The 19,614-nt window shown below is 56.4% G+C and carries 18 protein-coding genes and 3 pseudogenes; 16 read left to right on the forward strand and 5 right to left on the reverse strand.

The genetic code is table 11. From position 1 onward, the window contains the following. Positions 1–10: 10 nt before the first annotated feature. Positions 11–1,570 carry a trimethylamine methyltransferase family protein gene (locus tag AC0L6A_RS14575; protein ID WP_473291040.1) on the reverse strand — a complete coding sequence of 520 codons (1,560 nt, stop codon included), beginning with the start codon at positions 1,568–1,570 and terminating at the stop codon, positions 11–13. 83 nt (positions 1,571–1,653) lie between these two features. Here AC0L6A_RS14575 and AC0L6A_RS14580 point away from each other — a divergent pair, with 83 nt between their 5' ends. The 3 genes and pseudogenes from AC0L6A_RS14580 (at position 1,654) to AC0L6A_RS14590 (ending at position 6,177) form a co-directional block, all read left to right on the forward strand. Then, positions 1,654–2,271, forward strand: a complete 618-nt coding sequence (locus tag AC0L6A_RS14580) for a TetR/AcrR family transcriptional regulator (RefSeq protein ID WP_473291041.1) — start codon at positions 1,654–1,656, stop codon at positions 2,269–2,271. 138 nt (positions 2,272–2,409) lie between these two features. Then, a pseudogene (locus AC0L6A_RS14585) lies at positions 2,410–5,609 on the forward strand (reductive dehalogenase). Positions 5,610–5,691: 82 nt separating this feature from the next. Then, positions 5,692–6,177 carry a fasciclin domain-containing protein gene (locus AC0L6A_RS14590; RefSeq protein ID WP_473293510.1) on the forward strand — a complete coding sequence of 162 codons (486 nt, stop codon included), beginning with the start codon at positions 5,692–5,694 and terminating at the stop codon, positions 6,175–6,177. A gap of 67 nt (positions 6,178–6,244) precedes the next feature. On the opposite strand, the gene AC0L6A_RS14595 is transcribed toward AC0L6A_RS14590, so the two are convergent. The 3 genes from AC0L6A_RS14595 to AC0L6A_RS14605 are packed head-to-tail and all read right to left on the reverse strand — an operon-like array spanning position 6,245 to position 9,763. After that, the gene (locus tag AC0L6A_RS14595; RefSeq protein ID WP_473291042.1) at positions 6,245–7,627 is read right to left on the reverse strand and encodes a sensor histidine kinase; all 1,383 of its coding nucleotides are present in this window, start codon (positions 7,625–7,627) and stop codon (positions 6,245–6,247) included. A gap of 23 nt (positions 7,628–7,650) precedes the next feature. Beyond that, positions 7,651–9,021: a dihydrolipoyl dehydrogenase family protein gene (locus AC0L6A_RS14600; protein WP_473291044.1), complete on the reverse strand. Its 1,371-nt coding sequence runs from the start codon at positions 9,019–9,021 to the stop codon at positions 7,651–7,653. 1 nt (position 9,022) lies between these two features. Then, positions 9,023–9,763, reverse strand: coding sequence for a TVP38/TMEM64 family protein (locus AC0L6A_RS14605; RefSeq protein ID WP_473291045.1), 741 nt, complete (start codon positions 9,761–9,763; stop codon positions 9,023–9,025). 261 nt (positions 9,764–10,024) lie between these two features. Between AC0L6A_RS14605 and rpmH the strand changes: the two genes are divergently transcribed. The 12 genes and pseudogenes from rpmH to yihA all read left to right on the forward strand — a co-directional run bounded on the left by rpmH (position 10,025) and on the right by yihA (position 17,798). Continuing rightward, positions 10,025–10,159, forward strand: coding sequence for a 50S ribosomal protein L34 (gene rpmH, locus AC0L6A_RS14610; RefSeq protein WP_155529820.1), 135 nt, complete (start codon positions 10,025–10,027; stop codon positions 10,157–10,159). A 41-nt stretch (positions 10,160–10,200) separates the two neighbouring features. After that, a pseudogene (rnpA, locus tag AC0L6A_RS14615) lies at positions 10,201–10,539 on the forward strand (ribonuclease P protein component); the annotation flags it as partial. Positions 10,540–10,614: 75 nt separating this feature from the next. After that, entirely contained in the window at positions 10,615–10,863 is a 249-nt protein-coding gene (yidD, locus tag AC0L6A_RS14620; RefSeq protein WP_246928166.1) for a membrane protein insertion efficiency factor YidD, read from the forward strand. 350 nt (positions 10,864–11,213) lie between these two features. Continuing rightward, a complete protein-coding gene (locus AC0L6A_RS14625; protein WP_473291046.1) occupies positions 11,214–11,441 on the forward strand; it encodes a hypothetical protein in 228 nt (75 codons plus the stop codon). A gap of 110 nt (positions 11,442–11,551) precedes the next feature. Then, positions 11,552–11,782, forward strand: coding sequence for a hypothetical protein (locus tag AC0L6A_RS14630; RefSeq protein WP_473291048.1), 231 nt, complete (start codon positions 11,552–11,554; stop codon positions 11,780–11,782). 4 nt (positions 11,783–11,786) lie between these two features. Continuing rightward, a complete protein-coding gene (locus AC0L6A_RS14635) occupies positions 11,787–12,002 on the forward strand; it encodes a VOC family protein (protein ID WP_473291049.1) in 216 nt (71 codons plus the stop codon). Then, positions 11,987–12,835 (forward strand): tRNA 2-thiocytidine(32) synthetase TtcA, encoded by an 849-nt coding sequence (ttcA, locus tag AC0L6A_RS14640; RefSeq protein WP_473291051.1) that lies wholly within the window; start codon positions 11,987–11,989, stop codon positions 12,833–12,835. Before AC0L6A_RS14635 ends, ttcA begins: the two co-directional genes overlap by 16 nt. 207 nt (positions 12,836–13,042) lie before the next feature. After that, positions 13,043–14,524, forward strand: a complete 1,482-nt coding sequence (locus tag AC0L6A_RS14645) for a putative bifunctional diguanylate cyclase/phosphodiesterase (RefSeq protein WP_473293512.1) — start codon at positions 13,043–13,045, stop codon at positions 14,522–14,524. Between the two features lie 67 nt (positions 14,525–14,591). Beyond that, positions 14,592–16,395: pseudogene (yidC, locus tag AC0L6A_RS14650) on the forward strand (membrane protein insertase YidC). Beyond that, a complete protein-coding gene (locus AC0L6A_RS14655) occupies positions 16,392–16,898 on the forward strand; it encodes an MOSC N-terminal beta barrel domain-containing protein (protein ID WP_473291052.1) in 507 nt (168 codons plus the stop codon). Before yidC ends, AC0L6A_RS14655 begins: the two are co-directional and overlap by 4 nt. After that, positions 16,891–17,148, forward strand: coding sequence for an MOSC domain-containing protein (locus tag AC0L6A_RS14660; protein WP_473293514.1), 258 nt, complete (start codon positions 16,891–16,893; stop codon positions 17,146–17,148). The genes AC0L6A_RS14655 and AC0L6A_RS14660 overlap by 8 nt, the downstream gene beginning before the upstream one ends. Then, positions 17,145–17,798, forward strand: coding sequence for a ribosome biogenesis GTP-binding protein YihA/YsxC (yihA, locus tag AC0L6A_RS14665; protein ID WP_473291053.1), 654 nt, complete (start codon positions 17,145–17,147; stop codon positions 17,796–17,798). The genes AC0L6A_RS14660 and yihA overlap by 4 nt, the downstream gene beginning before the upstream one ends. 41 nt (positions 17,799–17,839) lie before the next feature. Here the strand turns inward: yihA and AC0L6A_RS14670 are convergent, their stop codons facing one another. Beyond that, positions 17,840–18,574 (reverse strand): SDR family NAD(P)-dependent oxidoreductase, encoded by a 735-nt coding sequence (locus AC0L6A_RS14670; protein WP_473291054.1) that lies wholly within the window; start codon positions 18,572–18,574, stop codon positions 17,840–17,842. Between the two features lie 136 nt (positions 18,575–18,710). Here AC0L6A_RS14670 and argB point away from each other — a divergent pair, with 136 nt between their 5' ends. Next, positions 18,711–19,571, forward strand: a complete 861-nt coding sequence (gene argB, locus AC0L6A_RS14675) for an acetylglutamate kinase (RefSeq protein ID WP_473291055.1) — start codon at positions 18,711–18,713, stop codon at positions 19,569–19,571. The last annotated feature ends 43 nt before the right edge of the window (positions 19,572–19,614 follow it).

Below are 19,614 nucleotides of genomic sequence, written 5' to 3' on the forward strand. Positions count from 1 at the left end.
GTCTTCTCCGTCAGTACCAGGCATCTTCCATCGAGGCTTTCTTACGCGCCACGAAGTCTTTCAGTTCTTCATCCTTCACCGGATCCATCCCCGGCGCTTCATAGGCTGCCAGTTGTGCCTTCCAGCGCAGGTTGGCACGGCTCGCCATATCGACCTCGCCCTGCTCGTCCCATGTTTCCCACGGCTGATTGTCGTCCAACGCGCTGTCGTAATAGGCCGTTTTGTAGTGACGCATCGTATGGGCGGTCGAGAAGAGGTGCTCTCCGGGTCCTTTTTCGGCCAAAGCATCAAAGCCCAGAGTATCCTCGTTCACCTGCACGCCATCGTAATACGCATGCAACGCGCCGCAGAGGTCCAGATCAAGCATGAACTTCTCGTACGACATCGACAACAGCCCATCGAGGAACCCTGCCGAATGCAGCAAGTAGTTCGCCCCACACTGCACCGCTGACATCATCGACATCATGGCCTGCTGCATCGCTTGCGCATCCGGAAGCTTCGAGGTCGAGAAATTCCCCGCGCAGCGCAGCGGCAAGTTCAGACGACGTGCAAGCTGGCCGTAAACCAGACTGCCCAACGCGGGTTCCGCCGTTCCGAAAGTCGGAGAGCCAGAGCGCAACGACATCGAACTTAAAAAGCTCGCCAACACAACGGGGGAACCGGGGCGTTCCAATTGCGCAATCGCACACGAGACCATGCTTTCCGCCAGACACTGCGCCGCTGATCCCGCTATGGTCAAAGGCGACACCGCGCCACCCAGCAAGAACGGCAGGTGAATAGACCCCTGCCCCGCCTTGGCGTATTCGCGAATACCCAGAGAGGTCACGCCATCAATGACAAGCGGGCTAGTGGTGTTGAAGTTGCCCATAACCACACAGTTCTGGTCAACGAAATCCGCGCCAAACAGCACTCGGCACATTTCGACACTGTCAGCGGCCCGTTCAGACGCGGTGATTGATCCCAGGAAGGGCCGATCGGAATACCGCATATGGGCATAGATCATATCCAGATGGCGCTTGTTCACCGGGATGTCCGTCGGCTCGCAAACCGTCCCACCCGAGTGGTGCAGCCATGGGCTCATCTGTCCCAGCTTCACGAAGTTCTGGAAATCCTCAAGCGTGCCGTAGCGCCGCCCCCTATCCAAATCCATGACAAAGGGACTACCGTACGAAGGCGCGAAAACCACGTTGTCGCCGCCAATCTCGACGTTGTTGGCAGGGTTGCGCGCGTGTTGTGTAAACACTGCCGGAGCAGTCTTCAGGATCTCGCGGATCATGCCCGGCGCGAACTTGATGTTCCATCGTGTGGGATCAAGCTGAGTGACCTCACCACCTGCCTTTCGAAACATCTCAACCGTGCCGGGGTCATCTCGAAATTCGATGCCAATCTCGGCCATGATGCGATCAGCTGTCGCCTCGATCTGTTCTAACGCTTCATCGCCCAGAAGGTCATAGGTAGGGATGTTCCGCTTGATATAGGGGCGTTCCAAATGGGGATTCTGTCCGGGCGAGCCATCCCTTGCTTGACGTCCACCCCGGCTACGCCGCCGCTTAACCGCAGTTTCGCTCATCCCATTCTCCTCCATTGCGAGTTGCCATTGACACAAGCGTCAGGAGGTTTGACACATGTGTCAAGTTCTCTAGAGTGCACCGCATGACCCAAAAACGACAAAATCGCCCGCGCGCGACCAAAAAGCTTTGGCTAGACGCCGCAATAGAGCTGTTGATCGAAACTGGTGCTGACGGTGTGAAAATCATGCCATTGGCCGATCGCCTTGGCCTGACACGCACCGGGTTCTACCATCATTTCCGCGATCGCGACGCCCTGCTGGATGCGATGATTGAACGGTGGGAACGCAAAAACACAGGCAATCTGGTCGCCCAATGTGACCTATATGCCGAGACGATTTGCGAGGCGATGTTCAACCTTCAGGATTGCTGGTTCCAATCCAAATTGTTTGACGCCCAGCTGGATCGTGCCATCCGAAATTGGGCAGATCATGACACGAAGCTGAAAGCGCGGGTCGATGAAGCGGATGCGAAGCGCAAAACCGCAATTCAAGGAATGTTCGAGCGTTTCGGCTATGCGCCTACGGATGCCGAAATAAGGACGATGACCATTCTGTTTACGCAGGTTGGCTATATCGCGATGGAAATAAGGGAAGATCACGCCGCCCGCATAGATCGCGTCCCCCTATACGTTGAACTTTTCACAGGAAAAGCGCCCTCGGCGCGCGAGATTGGTAGGTTTCGCGCCCGGAATGGATATTGAATCCAATTTTGACTGGCGTTGCGTTACCTAATATGATCATTTGACAGACATACTTACTCGACCAAGGTCGGGTCGTCGGATTGGGGCTTGTTAATTTTTCCCTGTGACACCGGCAGCTCGCCAAGCTGAAAGACAAAGATGCGCTTGTTTTCGACCCGCAATCGGCCTGTGAATTCTGGGCCCCTATCCGCTTGAACGGCTTCGGCGCTCGGATCACTTTGCCGCAATTGATCAGTTGCCGATGGATGCGCCAATCAGCTTTGACCGCCCAAATCAACCGGACAGTATCGTCAATGCAATGGCACCCTATCAGGCGGCTTTGGATGCCATTCGCGATGGTCAAATCAACTCTGCGCCTTCAACCATCCCCACGGACCCAGACGAACGTGCACGACACGTAAAGGCCTTTGGGTATTTTTCAGATGCATCAATGGTGGGCATCACTCGGCTGGACGCGGCCGCCCATCTTGAGACATCCGTTGAAAACCCCGGCATACAAGAGCTTGTAGACGCCCTTGAAACCCGCGAGGTGAAAACGCTGGCCGCTGGGATCGATGTCCTGATGGCCGACCTTAAAGAAAGCCTTGCAACCAAGAACCGAGCGATCACGGATCACAGCCACGCGATCGTCTTTCTATATGAACATCACCGCGCGTCGAGGCAGGACGAACCCGGTGCGAACTGGATCATGGATGCGCAGGATCAACGGGCCTGTTTGCTCTCCGCTGAAACCGCCATCGTCATTGCGAACTATCTGCGCCTTTTGGGGTTTGATGCGAAGGCTCACACGGCAGCCGCCAGCGACGTCTGGCTCTCACGTCTGTCGGTTCAAGCCGGACTGACTTGGGCAACCTCGGACGGGGCGCGTGCCCCATGGCTGGGGGAAAACTTCGGACTGGCGGTTGTCACCACCAATCTTGAGATGACACCAGACCGCCCCCTTGCCCTTGAACCTGACCAACCCAACCTGACCGGGTTGCGCTGGTGGTTGGGCAAGGACAGCGCCAAATCTGGCTTGAACAAAGATCCCTACGCGAAACGCGACTACGCCATGGGTCCGCTTCCTTTTGAGCGCCTGAAACGGGTCGAGACGCCCACATCGTACATCGACGAAGAAAACGTTGCCCGGGTTCCCAAGCGTTCGGACATGTTCGCGCGTGCGCAGTTTGGGGACATGGGGAAGCATTTGCACGAAGGCTCGTCCGGGGGAATGTATGTGCGCAAGGCCGCGCCCAGCTATGCGCAACGACGTGCGCTGGGTGTTTTCACGTTGCTGCAAGACGGGCCTGTCGCCAACGGTGCAAGCCCGACGGATGCGGAACAGAACGCTGCCGCAATCCGGGCCGCCAGTTACTTTTTAGGTATCGATGCGGCGGGCACCAGTCGTTGTCCCGATTGGACATGGTACAGCCATGATGCCGCCGGGGATGAAATCAACCCGCCTCATGATCAGGCCATTTCCATGATTGTCGATCAGGGGTTCGAAACGATGGAGGGCGCATCAGGAGATGATTGGATCGCCGTCAGCCAGTCCATGCGTGCCTATCTAAGGTTCTCGCTGATCGGGGGCGTTATCGCGCAGCAAATCCGCAATCTGGGATACTCGGCCAAAGCCCATACAGTGATGGATGGCACGGTCTTGCAGCCGCCGCTGCTTCTTTTGGCCGGCTTGGGTGAGATTTCGCGGATCGGTGACGTGATCCTGCATCCCTATCTGGGGCCGCGCCTGAAATCAGGCGTTGTGACAACCGACATGCCACTTGCTCATGACAAGCCGATTGACTTTGGCCTGCAACGGTTCTGCGAAGCGTGCAACAAATGCGCGCGCGAATGCCCGTCCGGAGCAATCACTGCCGGGCCAAAGAAAATGTTCAACGGCTATGAGATCTGGAAGTCCGACAGCCAGAAATGCACCACCTACCGCGTGACCCAACCCGGTGGTGCGATGTGTGGGCGCTGTATGAAGACGTGCCCATGGAACCTTGAGGGACTGTTCGCACAGGCTCCCCTGCGATGGGCCGCATCGACCGTTCCAGGGGCAGCACCTGTGCTGGCGAAACTTGATGATGCCGTAGGTAATGGTGGGCTGAATGACGTCAAGAAATGGTGGTGGGATACTGAAGCTTGGCCCGGATGGCGGTTATCACCCCACAGACGACCCGGTGAACCGACGCGATCTTCAACGCGAGATCAGGCTTGATCCGGAAAGCCAGACCCTTGCGGCCTATCCAGCCGATCTTGCGCCACCGCCCTATCCCTATCCCTTCCCCATGGATCGCGAGGCCGGTATCACGGCCTATGACACAATGATCACTGCGGGCGAATATCGCGAACGCAAGGGACAGGGCGACCTGTCGATGGTGCATCGGTATACAGTGCCAGAAGATAGCCCGGTTTTGCAGCTGACAGTGTCCAAGGTCGAACAAATGACGCCGGGCATCGCCAAATACGAACTGTCTGCGCCAGATGGGTCGCGTTTGCCCTCATGGACGGCGGGGGCGCATTTGGACGTGCTGGTGTCACCAGATTTCCTGCGCCAGTATTCGTTGTCCGGCGATCCATCAGATCACAGTCTCTATCAAATTGGCGTTCTGCGCGAGGAGGGCGGACGCGGCGAATCTGCGCTTTTGCATCGCATTTTCACCGAGGGACGCAAGGTCTTCGTCTCAAAGCCCCTCAACCATTTCGAATTGGTCGAAGACGCCCCCAAAAGCTTCCTGATGGGCGGCGGAATTGGCGTCACGCCGATGATCGCATTTGCCCACCGGCTCCACGCACTGGGTTCGGACTTCGCGCTGCATTATTCTGTCAGCTGCCGGGACCAGGCCGGATTTCTTGAAGATCTTACCGCGATGTCTTGGGCAGACCGAGTGCATTTGCATATCACCGACGAAGACACGCGGGCGGACTTCGACGCCGTGCTGGCGGATGCACCGGAAGGCGCACATGTCTATGCCTGTGGCGCGGATCGCTACATGGACGCGGTGATGGAGGCTGCTGCCAAGCAGGGCTTCCCGGAAGAAGCGCGGCATCTGGAATATTTCTCGGTTCCCGAACAGCCCGACTATGAAAACCATCCGTTCACACTCCGGCTGAAAGACGGGCGTCATGTCGACGTAGCGGCGGACCAAACTGCTGCCGATGCGCTGAATGCCGTCGGGGTGCATGTGGATGTAAAATGCTCTGACGGGATTTGCGGTGTGTGCAAATGCGGCGTGATCGCAGGCGATGTCGAACACCGGGATTTTGTCTTGTCAAACGCCCAGCGCGAAGGCGCGATGATCCTGTGTCAAAGCAGGGCAAAGGAACCCGACGGTGAAATCGCGGTGGATTTCTGAGATCACGGAAACGTCATCATCAGTAGTGATCTGATCTGAAAAGGCTTGCGTACTCCTAGTATCATACAACATGGAGAACGTTATGTTTCGTCGCACATTTATCGCCCTCACCGCCACCGCAGTCTTCAGCGCACCCGCTTTCGCTGACGGACACTCGAAAGACATTGTCGACACGGCCGTAGCTGCTGGCAGCTTCACCACCCTTGTTGCAGCCGTTCAAGCTGCAGGCCTTGTCGAAACCCTGAAAGGCGATGGCCCATTCACAGTTTTTGCCCCAACTGATGACGCATTCGCTGCGCTTCCTGAAGGCACTGTCGAAACGCTGCTGATGCCAGAGAACAAAGACAAACTGGTTTCAATCCTGACGTACCACGTCGTCCCGGGCAAAGTGATGTCGGGCGATCTGTCAGACGGCATGATGGCCGCAACCGTACAAGGATCCGAAGTTAAAATCGGCACCATGTCGGGCGTCACTGTCCAAGGTGCCAATGTGGTGTCCGCAGACATCGAAACGTCAAATGGCGTTATCCACGTCATCGACAGCGTGATCCTGCCTCCGGAAAGCTAAAGCTTAGTCCCCCACTCACGGTGGGCAGGTAAGGGGTCGCTCGCGCGGCCCCTTTTTTGTTGAAGGTCTATTCTTCGATCGATTTCGGCAGGGTGACCAGGAAGGCTGTTCCATCTTCACCCGTCCGCTCCAGCTCCAGCGCGCCGCCATGGCCACGCACCAGTTCAGCAGCAATTGCCATACCAAGACCCGAGCCGCCCTTGCGGTTTGTCCCCGCAAAAGGTTGGAACAGATGGTCGCGCGCATTTTTGGGCAAGCCCGGCCCGGTATCGATCACGCGAATTTGCCAATCCACATCCGTCTCGATCGCTTGCAACGCGATCTCTCCGGGTTGGCCAGAAGCAACGATCGCCTGCCGCGCATTTCGTACGAGATTGGAGAGGACGCGATAAAGCTGCTCGGAATCCGCACGCAAGGAAAGCCCCATGGGAATATCCTCGGCAAAGGATAGGTCATGGTCACCTGCAGACAGACGTTCGCTGTCGAAGATATCGCCTGCCAAGTCAGCCAGGTTCACCCAACCAAGTGACGGTGCAGGCTCTTCAGCCTTCCCAAAAGCCAGCGTGTTTTCACACAAGCTGACAGCGCGACTGATCGAGTTTAGAAGCTTTGGCACCACCCGCTTGACCATTGGATCGTTGCTTCCTTCCATACGGTCAGCAAAAAGTTGTGCGGTGGTCAGAACATTGCGCAAGTCATGGCTGATCCGTGCAACGGCTCCGCCCAATTGCGCCAACCGCTCTTTCTGGCGCAGCGCGCCTGTCAGGTCGGTTTGCAGGCTGCGAAGCGTTAGCTCCGCTTCGCGCAGTTCTGTCACGTTGGTGTCCGGCGAAATGATACGACGTGCGTCTTCTGGGTCGGCCGCATAGGCTTTCATATTGCCCACGACCCCCTTAATGGGGCGCACAATCAGGATTTGCACTGCAAGGAACAACAACACAGCTGTAATGATCGAGATAACCGCCGACAGCAGCAAGATGTTCAAACCGTAGTCGATCATCGCTGCCCGAAGTTTGGCGGTCCACATCGTAACCTCGATTACCAATCCGCCCTCGCGCACTGGATCGCCGATGATCCGTATGACCTCGGGCTCGGTTTCAAAAAGCCGCATCATAGCGTCCCGGATCAACTGCATTGCTGACGCATCACGTAGGTCGAAGTCTTGTGTCACAGCGCCGGGCAATGAGGATGACAACATCAGCTCGCGCATTTCATCACGCCGCAACACGACGTTATAGACCTCGGCATTTTCCAGAAGCTCGGCTTCCAGCTCGGGCGCGATCATGTCGTCAGCCAAAAGGGCCAGAGATGCAATCTGCGCGCGCTCAAGCCGATCTTGAAGATAGTCCGCCCGAAACCGCGCGATTGAAGGCACGAAGATCAGCACTTCGGCCAACATGACGAACGCGGTCGTCAGGATAAGAAATCGGCCAGACAGAGTGTTGAACAATTGCGCGTCCTCGTGTGGTCACATCAGGGAAGGAACTTCTGTACGAAACCCACAACCCGCTTCACCATAGGACTATCAAAGAGCCGTGGCGAGAAATAGGCCCCAGCGGCCCGTTTGCTGATTTCCGCCATGGTCGGGTACGGCGCAACCATGGCAGCGATCTGTCCCATTTTCAAACGGTTGGCCATGGCAAGCGCCCACAGGTTGATCATCTCGCCCGCCCCGGGGCCGACAATCGAAACCCCCACGGGACGCCCTTTGACGATCATCACCTTGATCAGGCCCTTCGTTTGCTGGGTCGCAATGGCGCGGTCATTGCCCGCGAAGTCAAAACGCGCCACTTCCATCTTGTCGCCATGGGCGCCCTTGGCTTGCGCTTCGGTCAGGCCGATCTGCGCCATCTCGGGCGAGGTATAGGTTGCCCACGGAATATGATCTGTGCGTTGTTTCGAGGGCAGACCAAACAACATGGACCGGATAATCACGCCCGCGTGGTAGCCCGCGACATGGGTGAATTGCAGTCCGCCGGCCACATCGCCGATAGCATAGACCTTTTTGTTGGTCGTGCGCAGGCTGTCATCCACCTTGATGCCCGCACGGGTGGGTTCGATGCCCGCAGCCTTTAGGTTCAGCTTGTCCGTGTTGGGTTTGCGCCCCACGGCCATCAAAAGATGCGTGCCCTTAAAGATGCGGCCGTCTTTTGCTTCAACCTCGATCGCGCCAGCTTTGCCGCGAACTTCGGCGGCCATTGCGTCTTCTTCGATGACAATGCCTTCGTCGTGCAGGGCGTCTAGAACCTGTACAGCCAGTTCCGGGTCGTCACGGCCCAGCGCCTTCATGCCCTCGATCACCGTAACCTCGCAGCCAAGGCGGCGATGTGCTTGCGCCATCTCCATACCGATGGGGCCACCGCCGACTACCAGCAGATGCTTGGGCTGTTCCTTCAAGTCAAAGATGGTTTCATTCGTCTCGTAGGGTACGTTCTCGATGCCCGGAATGGGTGGCACAAAGGGCGAAGACCCTGTCGAGATAACGAAGCGCCGTGCCTCGATGATGGTATCACCCGCTTGCACTTCTTTAGGTGAAATGAATTGGCCGTATTCCGTGATGACACGCACACCCAGCCCTTCGAACCGTTCGACAGAATCGTGGGGTTCGATGGTGGCGATGGTCGCGCGCACATGATCATGCGCCGCACCCCATTCCATGCCTGACTTCCCCGCATGAAGCAGCGCCTTTGACGGCACACAACCATAGTTCAGACAGTCGCCGCCCATTTTGTGTCCTTCCAAAAGGACAACCGAAGCACCCATCTGTACCGCACCAGCTGCAACTGACAATCCGCCCGAGCCTGCGCCAATGATGCAGACATCTGTTTTGATCCGTTCAACCATATCAGGCGTCCTTCTTGAAAAGCTTGATGACCATCGGCAAGGCGGCCAGTGCGGCCAGGCCCAGCATGGGCAATAGGATGTGGGGTTCGAAGATAATTCCAAGGTCCGGGGTTTCGCCGCGGGCAAAGACCTCGCCCAGACCAGCGCCGACTGAAGTGTAGACAAGTCCGCCGGGAATGATGCCAAGGAAAGTTGATATGACAAACCTGTGCAGCGGCACACCGACCAGCGCAGGGATCAAGTTGGCTACGAAGAACGGTACAGCTGGCACAAGGCGGATCAGGAAAAGAACCGACCATTGATTCTCGTCTATCCCATCCTTGATGGTTTTCACCGCACCTTCGCTGCCCTCCATCTTGGCAGCCAATCGTTCGCCCAGCCCCCAACGGGCGGCCAGAAATATCACTGTGGCCCCGATGGTGGCCCCTGTCACGTTGAAGAGCACGCCCGGGAAGGTCGCAAAAAGGAAACCGCCCGTCAGCGTTGCGATGGTCGCGCCGGGCAGAGAAAACCCAACAATCACAATATACGCTGCAATAAACACCCCAACGGTCAGCAGATAATTGGCGTCCCGGAAGGCCAAAAGTGCCTCGCGGTTTTGCGCCAATGTCTCGAAACTTAGATAATCACGCAGGGTAAACGCGCCGATCACAGCTACGCTTAGGATTGCGATCAATGGCAAGCGGCGCAGAAGTGCGTTTTGCACAGGCTTCTGAATATCCGCATCGGGTTCAGTCATCATCAATTGTCTTTCTGGGCCGGTATGGCGTACGTGCAGCAATGCCGCGTTAAGTTGCCAGCAACATGAGCGCAAACACCGGCCTTGCCCACCCACCTCACGCTTGCTTGAACGGTGGTGAAGAAAACGTTCGCTGATGTAACAAAAGGGGCGAAAATATTTCATCAGGCATTTGACTTGCCCCAGAATGCCCCCTATAGACCGGGCTTCGAATGACACACGCTCCGAATCCACCGGGATTGGGCGCATTAACGGAGACGGGCGATGAAACGCACATACCAACCTTCGAACCTGGTTCGCAAACGCCGCCACGGTTTTCGCTCGCGCATGGCTACTAAAGCTGGACGCAAGATTCTGAACTCCCGCCGCGCACGTGGCCGGAAGTCGCTGAGCGCGTAAGCGCTCGGGTCGCAGATATGTCTGCGCCCAATGCTGACAAAATGAAAACCGCCGAGACCGATGGGTCTGCGGCGGTTTCCGTTTGCGTGGGTGATCGCAAGCTAACGACTCTGACCGAACGACGCGACTTTCTGACAGCAGCCCGCGCCCGCCGCGCATCAGCCCCTGCCTTTATGCTTCAAGCGCGTAAGCGCAGGGCTGAAGAAAGCGTTCCAGTCGAGCAAATCCGCATCGGGTTTACCTGCTCGAAGAAAGTCGGCAACGCGGTTGCGCGCAATCGCGCAAAACGCCGTTTGCGTGCCATTGCACATGAGGTTCTTCCCGGATTGGGGCAAGCCGGTTGGGACTATGTGCTTATTGGTCGCGCTGAAAAGACAGCATCGCGTGACTATATGGAGATGAAAGCGGACCTTGTCCGCGCCATTGAACAGATCGCACGCACCGCGCAAAAAACAATGAGCCCAGCTGCATTCATACTGTCTTTACCCATCCGCGCTTACAGGATGATCTTCAGCCCCTGGGTTGGGTTCAACTGCCGTTATCAACCCACCTGCAGCGCCTATGCATTAGAAGCCTTGCAGAAACACGGCGCATTCAAAGGGGGCTGGATTGCAGCCAAGCGCATCGCGCGCTGCAATCCTTGGGGGTCTTGCGGTTATGATCCGGTGCCAGGCACGGATCACGATTGTAACACTCACGACTGATACAATCGTGCCCGAATGGCCACAGCAGACCACAACCGGAACAAGAAGCTTGAGGTTCAACCTGTTTGCGCTAAACAAGCGCCATCGCAACGCACAAGCATAAGGAGGCGTTACATGACGAATATCAGCGCTCTCTGCCCATGCCATGTTGCGGCTCTTTGGGGTTATCTTACCGCGTGACCTACCTGTCCCGCGCTTAACCGCCCCGATCCGCCCGCATTCCGGGCCTTCCCACAGCTGACACATAAACCCTGATCCCGGTCGCATTGCGCCCGCGTTTCTGCGTCCCGCCAGCTTTCATTTAACCAAACCCAATATAAAGAGGGCCGGCCCGCGCCGGTATCCAACCCATGATGGACTCTAATATTCATTCTACTCCCGTCCGGCTGAACGATCTGCTGGATGATCTGATTGCGGATCACGGCACATTGCGCGTTTTGCGTGCGCTTGCGATGCGCGTGGTTTCAGGCAAAGCAAAACGACTGCAAGCAGAGAACCTGTCCGACTATCTGCGTCGTGATGTAGGGCTTCCGCCCGGCCACCCTCCGCCAGAGCTTCACAGACCGCGGTTTTGGTAACCGTTTACACAGCACCCGTCCCAGTCTTTCGGGGCGGGTCAGAAAACCCTTGACCTAAAGTTCACTTGAGGTCCGACAACTGGTTCAAACTTGCAAAAGGAGACACGGAAATGACCCATGTTTTGACCCTTCCGCCCCGTCGGCACACTTCTATTCGGCTGCAATCTGCCCTTATGGGGTTGATCGAACGCCATGGCCGCTGGCGTGTTCTGCGCGCGGCGTTGTTCGCACGCCCTTCAGCCCCACTTCGGACAGAGGACCTTAGCGCACACCTGCGTCGGAATCTGAATCTGCCCGAAGAACCCGGTCCCTTGCCGTCTCAGCGCCATCATCTGCTGTAGTGTCATGGGCCTGAATCAGATCACGATCAACGTCACCGACGTCGACGCAGCCCTTTCGTTTTACCAAACACTGGGGCTGCGTCAGATCACAACCGCACGCAGAGAATATGCACGATCCGAACTGCCGTCAGGCAGCACGGCCTTGTCGTTTCACTTGTCAGACCAACCCTTGCTCGACGTGGCGTTTTCCCCTATGCCGCGCCCATGTTGGACGACCTAGACGATATTCACCCGCTGTTTCACGGCGCGCCCTCGACCACCGAGTTCAAGAAGCTGCGCAAGCGCATCATGCGCAACGTACGCGAGGCCTTGGACCAATACGGCATGGTCGAACGCGGGGCGAAATGGCTAGTCTGCCTGTCGGGCGGAAAAGACAGCTATACGATGCTGGCCGCGCTGTACGAACTCCAGTGGCGCGGCATGTTGCCGGTCGAAATTCTGGCCTGCAATCTTGATCAGGGCCAGCCTGGATTTCCGGCAACTGTGCTGCCCGAATTCCTTGAAAAAATGCAGGTGCCAAATCGGATCGAATATGAAGACACTTATTCGATCGTCATGGACAAAATCCCACAGGGCCGCACCTTCTGTTCGCTCTGTTCACGCCTGCGACGCGGCAATCTGTATCGCATTGCGCGCGAAGAAGGCTGTTCGGCCGTCGTTCTGGGGCACCACCGCGATGACATCTTAGAGACCTTCTTTATGAACCTCTTTCACGGCGGGCGTCTTGCGACAATGCCCCCAAAACTGGTCAACGAAGAAGGTGATCTGTTTGTTTATCGCCCTCTTGCCCACGTGGCCGAGAAAGATTGCGAGAGATTCGCGACCCAGATGAACTACCCAATTATTCCCTGCGACCTCTGCGGATCGCAGGATGGACTACAGCGCCAGCAGGTCAAAAAGATCATTGATCAGTGGGAAACGAACTTCCCAGGACGCCGCCAAATCATGTTCAGAGCACTGATGAATACGCGACCCACTCACCTCTTAGACCCGCAACTGTTTGATTTTGCAGGTCTTACACGTAGCGCGCCGGAAAATGCCGAAGATTCCTGAATAATTTTTAGCAGTTTTTCTGGGCGTGTTAATACCTGATTGACCACATGTTCCTACTTTGTCCCTTGCGACCCCGACAACCGGGACGCGATTGGAGTATCAATTTAGGAACCCGTCATGGCTGCCAGCTTTGGTCAAAGATCCGTTAAAAATGCTGTTCGAAATCTGCTGACCAGCCCCCATCTTACGGCGTTACTTCCTGCTGTGATGTTACTTGCTTATTGGTGGGGCGGTGAACCCGCTTTGCTATTGGCCGCGATCGTCTTCCCCGGCACGTTTGCACTGGGTGGGGCGATAACTCGCTCGACATTAAAAGACAGGTGGCCGACGGATTCGGTGACAGACCTGCCGTTGCGCGAACGCCTGACAACACTATTGGACGCAGGGTTTGAAACACCTGATGTAAAAGAAAAAACCTGCCTTGTTGTCGCAATTGATGAATTCGCGAATATTGCAGATCACTACGGATTAGACGCTCAAGACAAGATCGAAGCACAGCTGGGCGAGGCGTTAAGATCGATGTTGCGGGTCACCGATTTGATTTGTTCACTTGGGCGTGGCCGTTTCGGCATCGCCATAGACCGATCTACGCGCGCGGATCTTGAGGTGGTGTTGCAGATCGCCACGCGACTGCAAGCGGCGATAGCCAATCCCATTGAACTTGATCAAACGCGACTTCACCTGACCGCATGTATCGGCTTTGCCCTTCCACAACGCGCACCGGAAGCGACCGGGGAATCCTTGCTACAGGCCGCGGAAAGTGCATTGCAGAGCGCGCAAGCAGCTGGTTCTGGGTCAATTCGCGCCTTCTCCAACGGTATGGCCCCACGCGCAGCACCTTCAGAACACTCCGAGGCCGAGCTGTCTGAAGCGCTTGAAACCGGGCAGATGATCCCATGGTTTCAGCCGCAAACTTGCGTTCGAACCGGGCAACTTACGGGGATGGAGGCCTTGGTGCGTTGGCATCACCCAAAGCTTGGTTGGATCGCACCCGGCGCGTTCCTTCCAGCGCTGACCCAAGCTGGTCTTCTGGAACGTCTTAGCGAGGTTATGATTTTCGAATGCCTCACCAGCATTTGCGAATGGGATCGGCTGGGGCTTGAGGTTCCGACGGTCTCGATCAACCTGTCTTCCGCAGAACTATCCAACCCCAAACTCTTTGAAAAAATCCGTTGGAATCTGGATCGTTTCGATGTTTCCCCAGAACGATTGACCTTAGAAATTCTGGAATCGGTCATCACCCAAAACGAAGATGACGTAATCACTCGCAATATCAATGCCTTGGCGCGAATGGGGTGCAATATTGATCTGGACGACTTTGGCACCGGCCACGCTTCAATCGCTCATATCCGACGCTTCACTTTGAACCGGATCAAGATTGATCGGTCTTTCATCACCCATATCGACACGGACCCCAATCAGCAAAATATGGTTTCTGCCATTTTGACCATGGCAAGCCAGCTTCAGGTTGGCGTAATCGCCGAGGGTGTTGAAACCCATGGGGAATTTACCAAGTTGGGTGAACTGGGTTGTTCGCATGTTCAAGGATACGCGATTGCCAAACCTTTACCGATGGACGCATCTTGCATGTGGATCAAAAACTGCATGACCGGTGCAGATCGCATCGCAGCCGTCCCAACTGAAGATTGGGGCAGTCAAAGGCCAGCAATTCAAAGCAATTCAGGATAAACTGCTTGACCTTTTGGCCCCTGCCCTGTTGAACCACTCTGACCGAAATCTATGAGTGGTGGACCCGATGGACGACCAGAATAAGAACCTTATCCTAGCAATGGTTCTGAGCTTTATTGTCATCACTGGTTGGCTGATCATGTTTCCGCCCCCTACGCCTGCCGTTTCAGCCGATCCGGAAGCGCAGGCAGCGCAAACCGTCGACAACACTGCGGCCCCTGCAGCAGCGGCCGCAACGGAAGCGGCCCCTGCAGATATCGCAACGCAACAGGCGCAGGCCGGTCGCATTGATATCGACACGCCCGAGCTTGCTGGCTCGATCTCGCTTTTGGGTGGGCGTATCGACGATCTGAAGCTGAAAGAATACCACGTCGAACTATCGAAAGAGAGCGACATCGTCACGCTTCTTCGCCCCGCGGGCGAAGAGGATGCGTATTATTCCCTATACGGCTGGACACCCGGCGGGCAGACCGCGCTGGAAGACGTGCCCGGCCCGACAACAGTCTGGAACGTCGAAAACGGCAGTACCCTTACTCCGGCAACTCCGGTCACCCTGCGGTGGGACAGCCCATCGGGTTTGATCTTCCGGCGCGCTGTATCGGTTGATGAGAACTTCATGTTCTCAATCGAACAGACCGTCGAGAACACCAGCGAAGCCACGCAACGCATGGCCCCTTACGGCGTGATCGCGCGTCATGGCGAACCGAAAGACCAAAAAGGGTTTTTCATCTTGCATGAAGGCCTGATCCGCGAAGTGGATGGTGAGCTTGAAGAAAGCGATTATTCGGATATCGCGGAACTGAGCTATGACGACCGCGAAGGTGCAATGGCGGATGTGCAGCAAGTCGAAGAAAACGGCTGGCTTGGCTTCACAGACCACTATTGGATGACAACGCTGATCCCTGAACCCGGCGAGCCCTTCACCTCGGTTGTGCGCTATGCTGACAAAGCTGACATTTATCAGGTTCAGTTCCGCCTGCGTGCACAAGATGTTGCACCCGGAGCAACCGCCACCGCCACGACACACCTTTTTGCAGGTGCGAAAGAATGGGAAACCATCCGCGCCTATCAAAAAGAGGATGGCATCGACAAGTTCATCGATTCGATCGATTGGGGTTGGTTCTTTTTCCTGACAAAGCCGATCTTTGCAGTTCTACACTGGCTGAACGCGCTGATCGGCAACATGGGTTGGGCGATCATCGGTCTGACCCTCGTGATCAAAGCGGTCCTCTTCCCGCTGGCCTACAAATCCTATGTCTCGATGGCGAAAATGAAAGAACTTCAGCCTGAGATGGAGAAGATCAAGGAACGCGCTGGCGACGACCGCCAGAAAGTCCAGCAAGAGATGATGGAGCTGTATAAGCGCGAGAAGGTTAACCCGGCCTCTGGCTGTTTGCCGATCCTGTTGCAGATCCCAATCTTCTTCTCGCTCTATAAGGTGATTTTCGTCACGCTCGAATTGCGCCACGCACCGTGGATTGGCTGGATCAATGACCTTTCAGCACCAGATCCCAGCTCGATCCTGAACCTCTTTGGCTTGCTTCCCTACGCAACACCCAGCCCGGAAAGCTTCTTGGCCATCATCTCGCTTGGTGTGCTGCCGATCCTTCTGGGTATCTCGATGTGGTTGCAGCAGAAGCTGAACCCGGCACCCACTGATGCAACACAGGCGATGATCTTTGCCTGGATGCCATGGGTCTTCATGTTCATGCTGGGCGGGTTCGCATCGGGTCTGGTTGTCTACTGGATCGCGAACAACACGATCACCTTTATCCAGCAATACACAATCATGCGCACCCACGGGCATAAACCGGATGTGCTGGGCAACGTGCTAAAAAAGCTTTAAGAAAAAACCGGAAGACTCGAAATGAGTGGGGTTGTCGCCGGCATCTGGCGGCACCCAATCAAGTCGCACGGTCGCGAGGAACTTCTTCGCGTTCAACTAAGCGAAGGGCGCTGCCTGCCGTTCGATCGTAAATGGGCAGTCGCACATGAAGCGGCCAAACTGGAAGACGGCCAAAGCTGGGTACCCTGCACGAATTTCTCGCGAGGTTCCAAAGCGCCTAAGCTAATGGCAATTTCGGCGACGGTTGATGAGGGGACGAATACCGTCACCCTGACCCACCCGGCGCAGCCCGGCATCACAATCAATCCTGACCAACCCGTCGATCAGGAAAAGTTTCTTGATTGGGTTGCCCCCTTGTCACCTGAAAACCGTGCACAGCCAGAGCAGCTGGTTTCTGTAGGCCGTGGAATGACGGACACCGAATTCGAAAGCGTATCCTTCATCAACCTCGCCTCGCACCGCGAGGTGCAACAGGAGCTCGGGCAAGAGATTCTCTCCGCTGCGTTGGCGTGGGAACTTTCTGCTTGATGGATTTGAGCCTTGGGAAGAACGCGACTGGATCGGAAAACGGCTGCGTATCGGCGAAGCCGAGTTCGAAATCCGCGAACACGTCACCCGGTGTATGGCAACAACCGCCAGCACCCGAACAGGTGAACGGGACGCAGACACTTTGGGCGTGCTAAACCAGAACTGGGGCCATCAGGATTGCGGCGTGTATGCTGTCGTGACGAAACCCGGTATTGTCGTCCGGGACGAGCCCGTTGAGGTGATCGAATGACCATGCTTCCTTTCCCACTGGCCGAAGAGCCGGATCAAGCGTCTAAAGAAAAAGGCCGCCTTCTATTTGCCGGGGCAACAGACTTTCTAAAAGGTGTTGTCGCAATGGATGGGCTGCCCGCCCCTGACCGGATCGAGGTCTGCTTTGCCGGGCGATCGAATGTCGGCAAATCCAGCCTGATCAATGCCTTAACTGGTCGCGTCAAGCTGGCCCGTGCGTCGAACACACCGGGCCGCACGCAAGAAATTAACTTTTTCACCACAACCGGCGGCCCCTATCTGGTCGATCTTCCAGGCTATGGTTATGCCAATGCCCCAGTGGCCGTGGTCGAGAAGTGGCAGCGCCTGCTTAAGAACTATTTGTCGGGTCGCCAAAACCTGCGCCGCGCGTTTGTTTTGGTCGACAGTCGTCATGGCGTGAAGAAGGTCGATGAGGAAATCATGAGCCTTCTAGACAAGTCTGCTGTGACATTTCAGGTGGTTATGACCAAAACCGACAAGGTGAAGGATAAGGACCGCGCGAAGGTGATGGATCAGGTGCGTAAAGCACTGTCTAAACACCCAGCCGCCTATCCGGAATTGGTGATGACTTCGTCCGAAAAAGGCGACGGGATTGAGACGTTGCGTGCGATCATCGCTGGCCTAGACTAACTGGGATTGGTCGACCCGCGGGGCGACCCTCAGCGTTACACTCACACGTGCTGCGCGCCGTTCACTTCAATTTCAGCGCCCGAGATATACGAGCTTTCATCCGAGCAGAGGAAATAGATGGCCGAGGCGACCTCCTCGGGTTGGCCAAGGCGTTTTAGCGGCAATTTCTCAACAATCTCTTCGGTGCCGGGGGATAGGATGGCGGTCTCGACCTCGCCCGGGGCGATGGCATTCACACGCACGCCCATCGGGCCGAAATCGTGCGCCATTTCACGCGTTAACGCAGCAAGTGCTGCCTTCGAGGTTGCGTAAGCTGCACCTGCAAACGGGTGAACGCGCGACCCGGCGATCGACGTCACGTTGACCACTGCACCTTTGGCTGCCGCCAGTTCCTCGCGCAAACCGCGGGCCAGAACCACGGATGCAAAGAAGTTAACGTGAAAGACCTTGCCCCAGTCCATGAGGTCCGTGTTCAGCGTATTCAGTCGCGACCCACCTGCCCCTTTAGGAGAAACCCCGGCGTTGTTCACAAGCGCATCCAAGCGCCCGTTCAGACGTTCCTGAATGATGCCGACCGCGTTGATCGTGTCCGCAGGGTCTGAGAGGTCCAATTGCACGTGATTGTCTTCACCGCCGCCCCAAGGGCATTCATCGGGAAACGGGTGACGGGAACAGGTGATCACGCGCCAGCCTTCGCGATTGAATTTGCGCACGGTCGCGTGGCCAATGCCGCGGCTTGCGCCGGTAAGAAGCAGGGTTTTACGGTCGTCACTCATCAGAGCCTCGTAAGGTTATGTGGGAAAAGGGCTGACTTCTGCTTGCCCGCGCACCCTAGCAGGGCCAGCGCGTACTGCAATGCCTCTTGGCAGGCGTGGCGCAAGCGCGTAACAGGATGGGAACGAGGACCAGCAAATGAAGACCCAGAATATGAACCGCGATTGGATCGCCACAGCCCGCACTCTATCTCAGGCTCTGCCTTATCTTCAGCGCTATACCGGCGCGACCGTTGTCATCAAGTTTGGCGGCAACGCCATGGGCAGCGACGAAGATATGGCCAGTTTTGCACGTGATATTGTCTTGATGCGACAAGTCGGTGTGAAGCCGGTCGTCGTCCATGGCGGCGGGCCGATGATCAACGCGATGTTGGACAAGCTTCAGATCAAGAGCGAGTTCGTGAACGGCAAACGTGTCACCGACGAAGCCACGGTCGAAGTGGTCGAGATGGTCCTATCTGGCCGTGTGAACAAGCGGATCGTTCAGGCAATCAATGCCGAGGGTGGCAAAGCCGTTGGCCTATCCGGCAAGGATGCGGGACTTGTGACCTGCGAACAGACGAACCCTGACTTGGGTTTTGTCGGCACGCCTTCGGATGTGGACGTGTCGGTGTTGCATGACCTTGCAAACGCAGAAGCCATCCCGGTGATTGCCCCGCTGGGGGCAGGCCGAAATGGTGAAACCTTCAACATCAACGGCGACACGATGGCTGGCGCAATTGCAGCCGCCCTGAAGGCTGATCGCCTGCTTCTTCTGACCGATGTTGAAGGTGTGAAAGGGGCCGATGGCGAGGTATTGACCGAGCTAACCTCGACCCAAATCCGCGACATGACCGCCTCGGGCGTGATTGCTGGCGGAATGATTCCAAAGACTGAGACCGCGCTGGCTGCCATCGAAGGCGGTGTGCGTGCAGTGGTCATCCTTGACGGGCGTGCCCCAAATGCCTGTTTGTTGGAGCTTTACACCGATCACGGTGCCGGGTCGTTGATCCGCGCCTAAGCCTCGCGATTTCGTGTCTTGCAGATCCGACGGGAACCCATAA

This window comes from Aliiroseovarius sp. D2-2 (assembly GCF_055809455.1).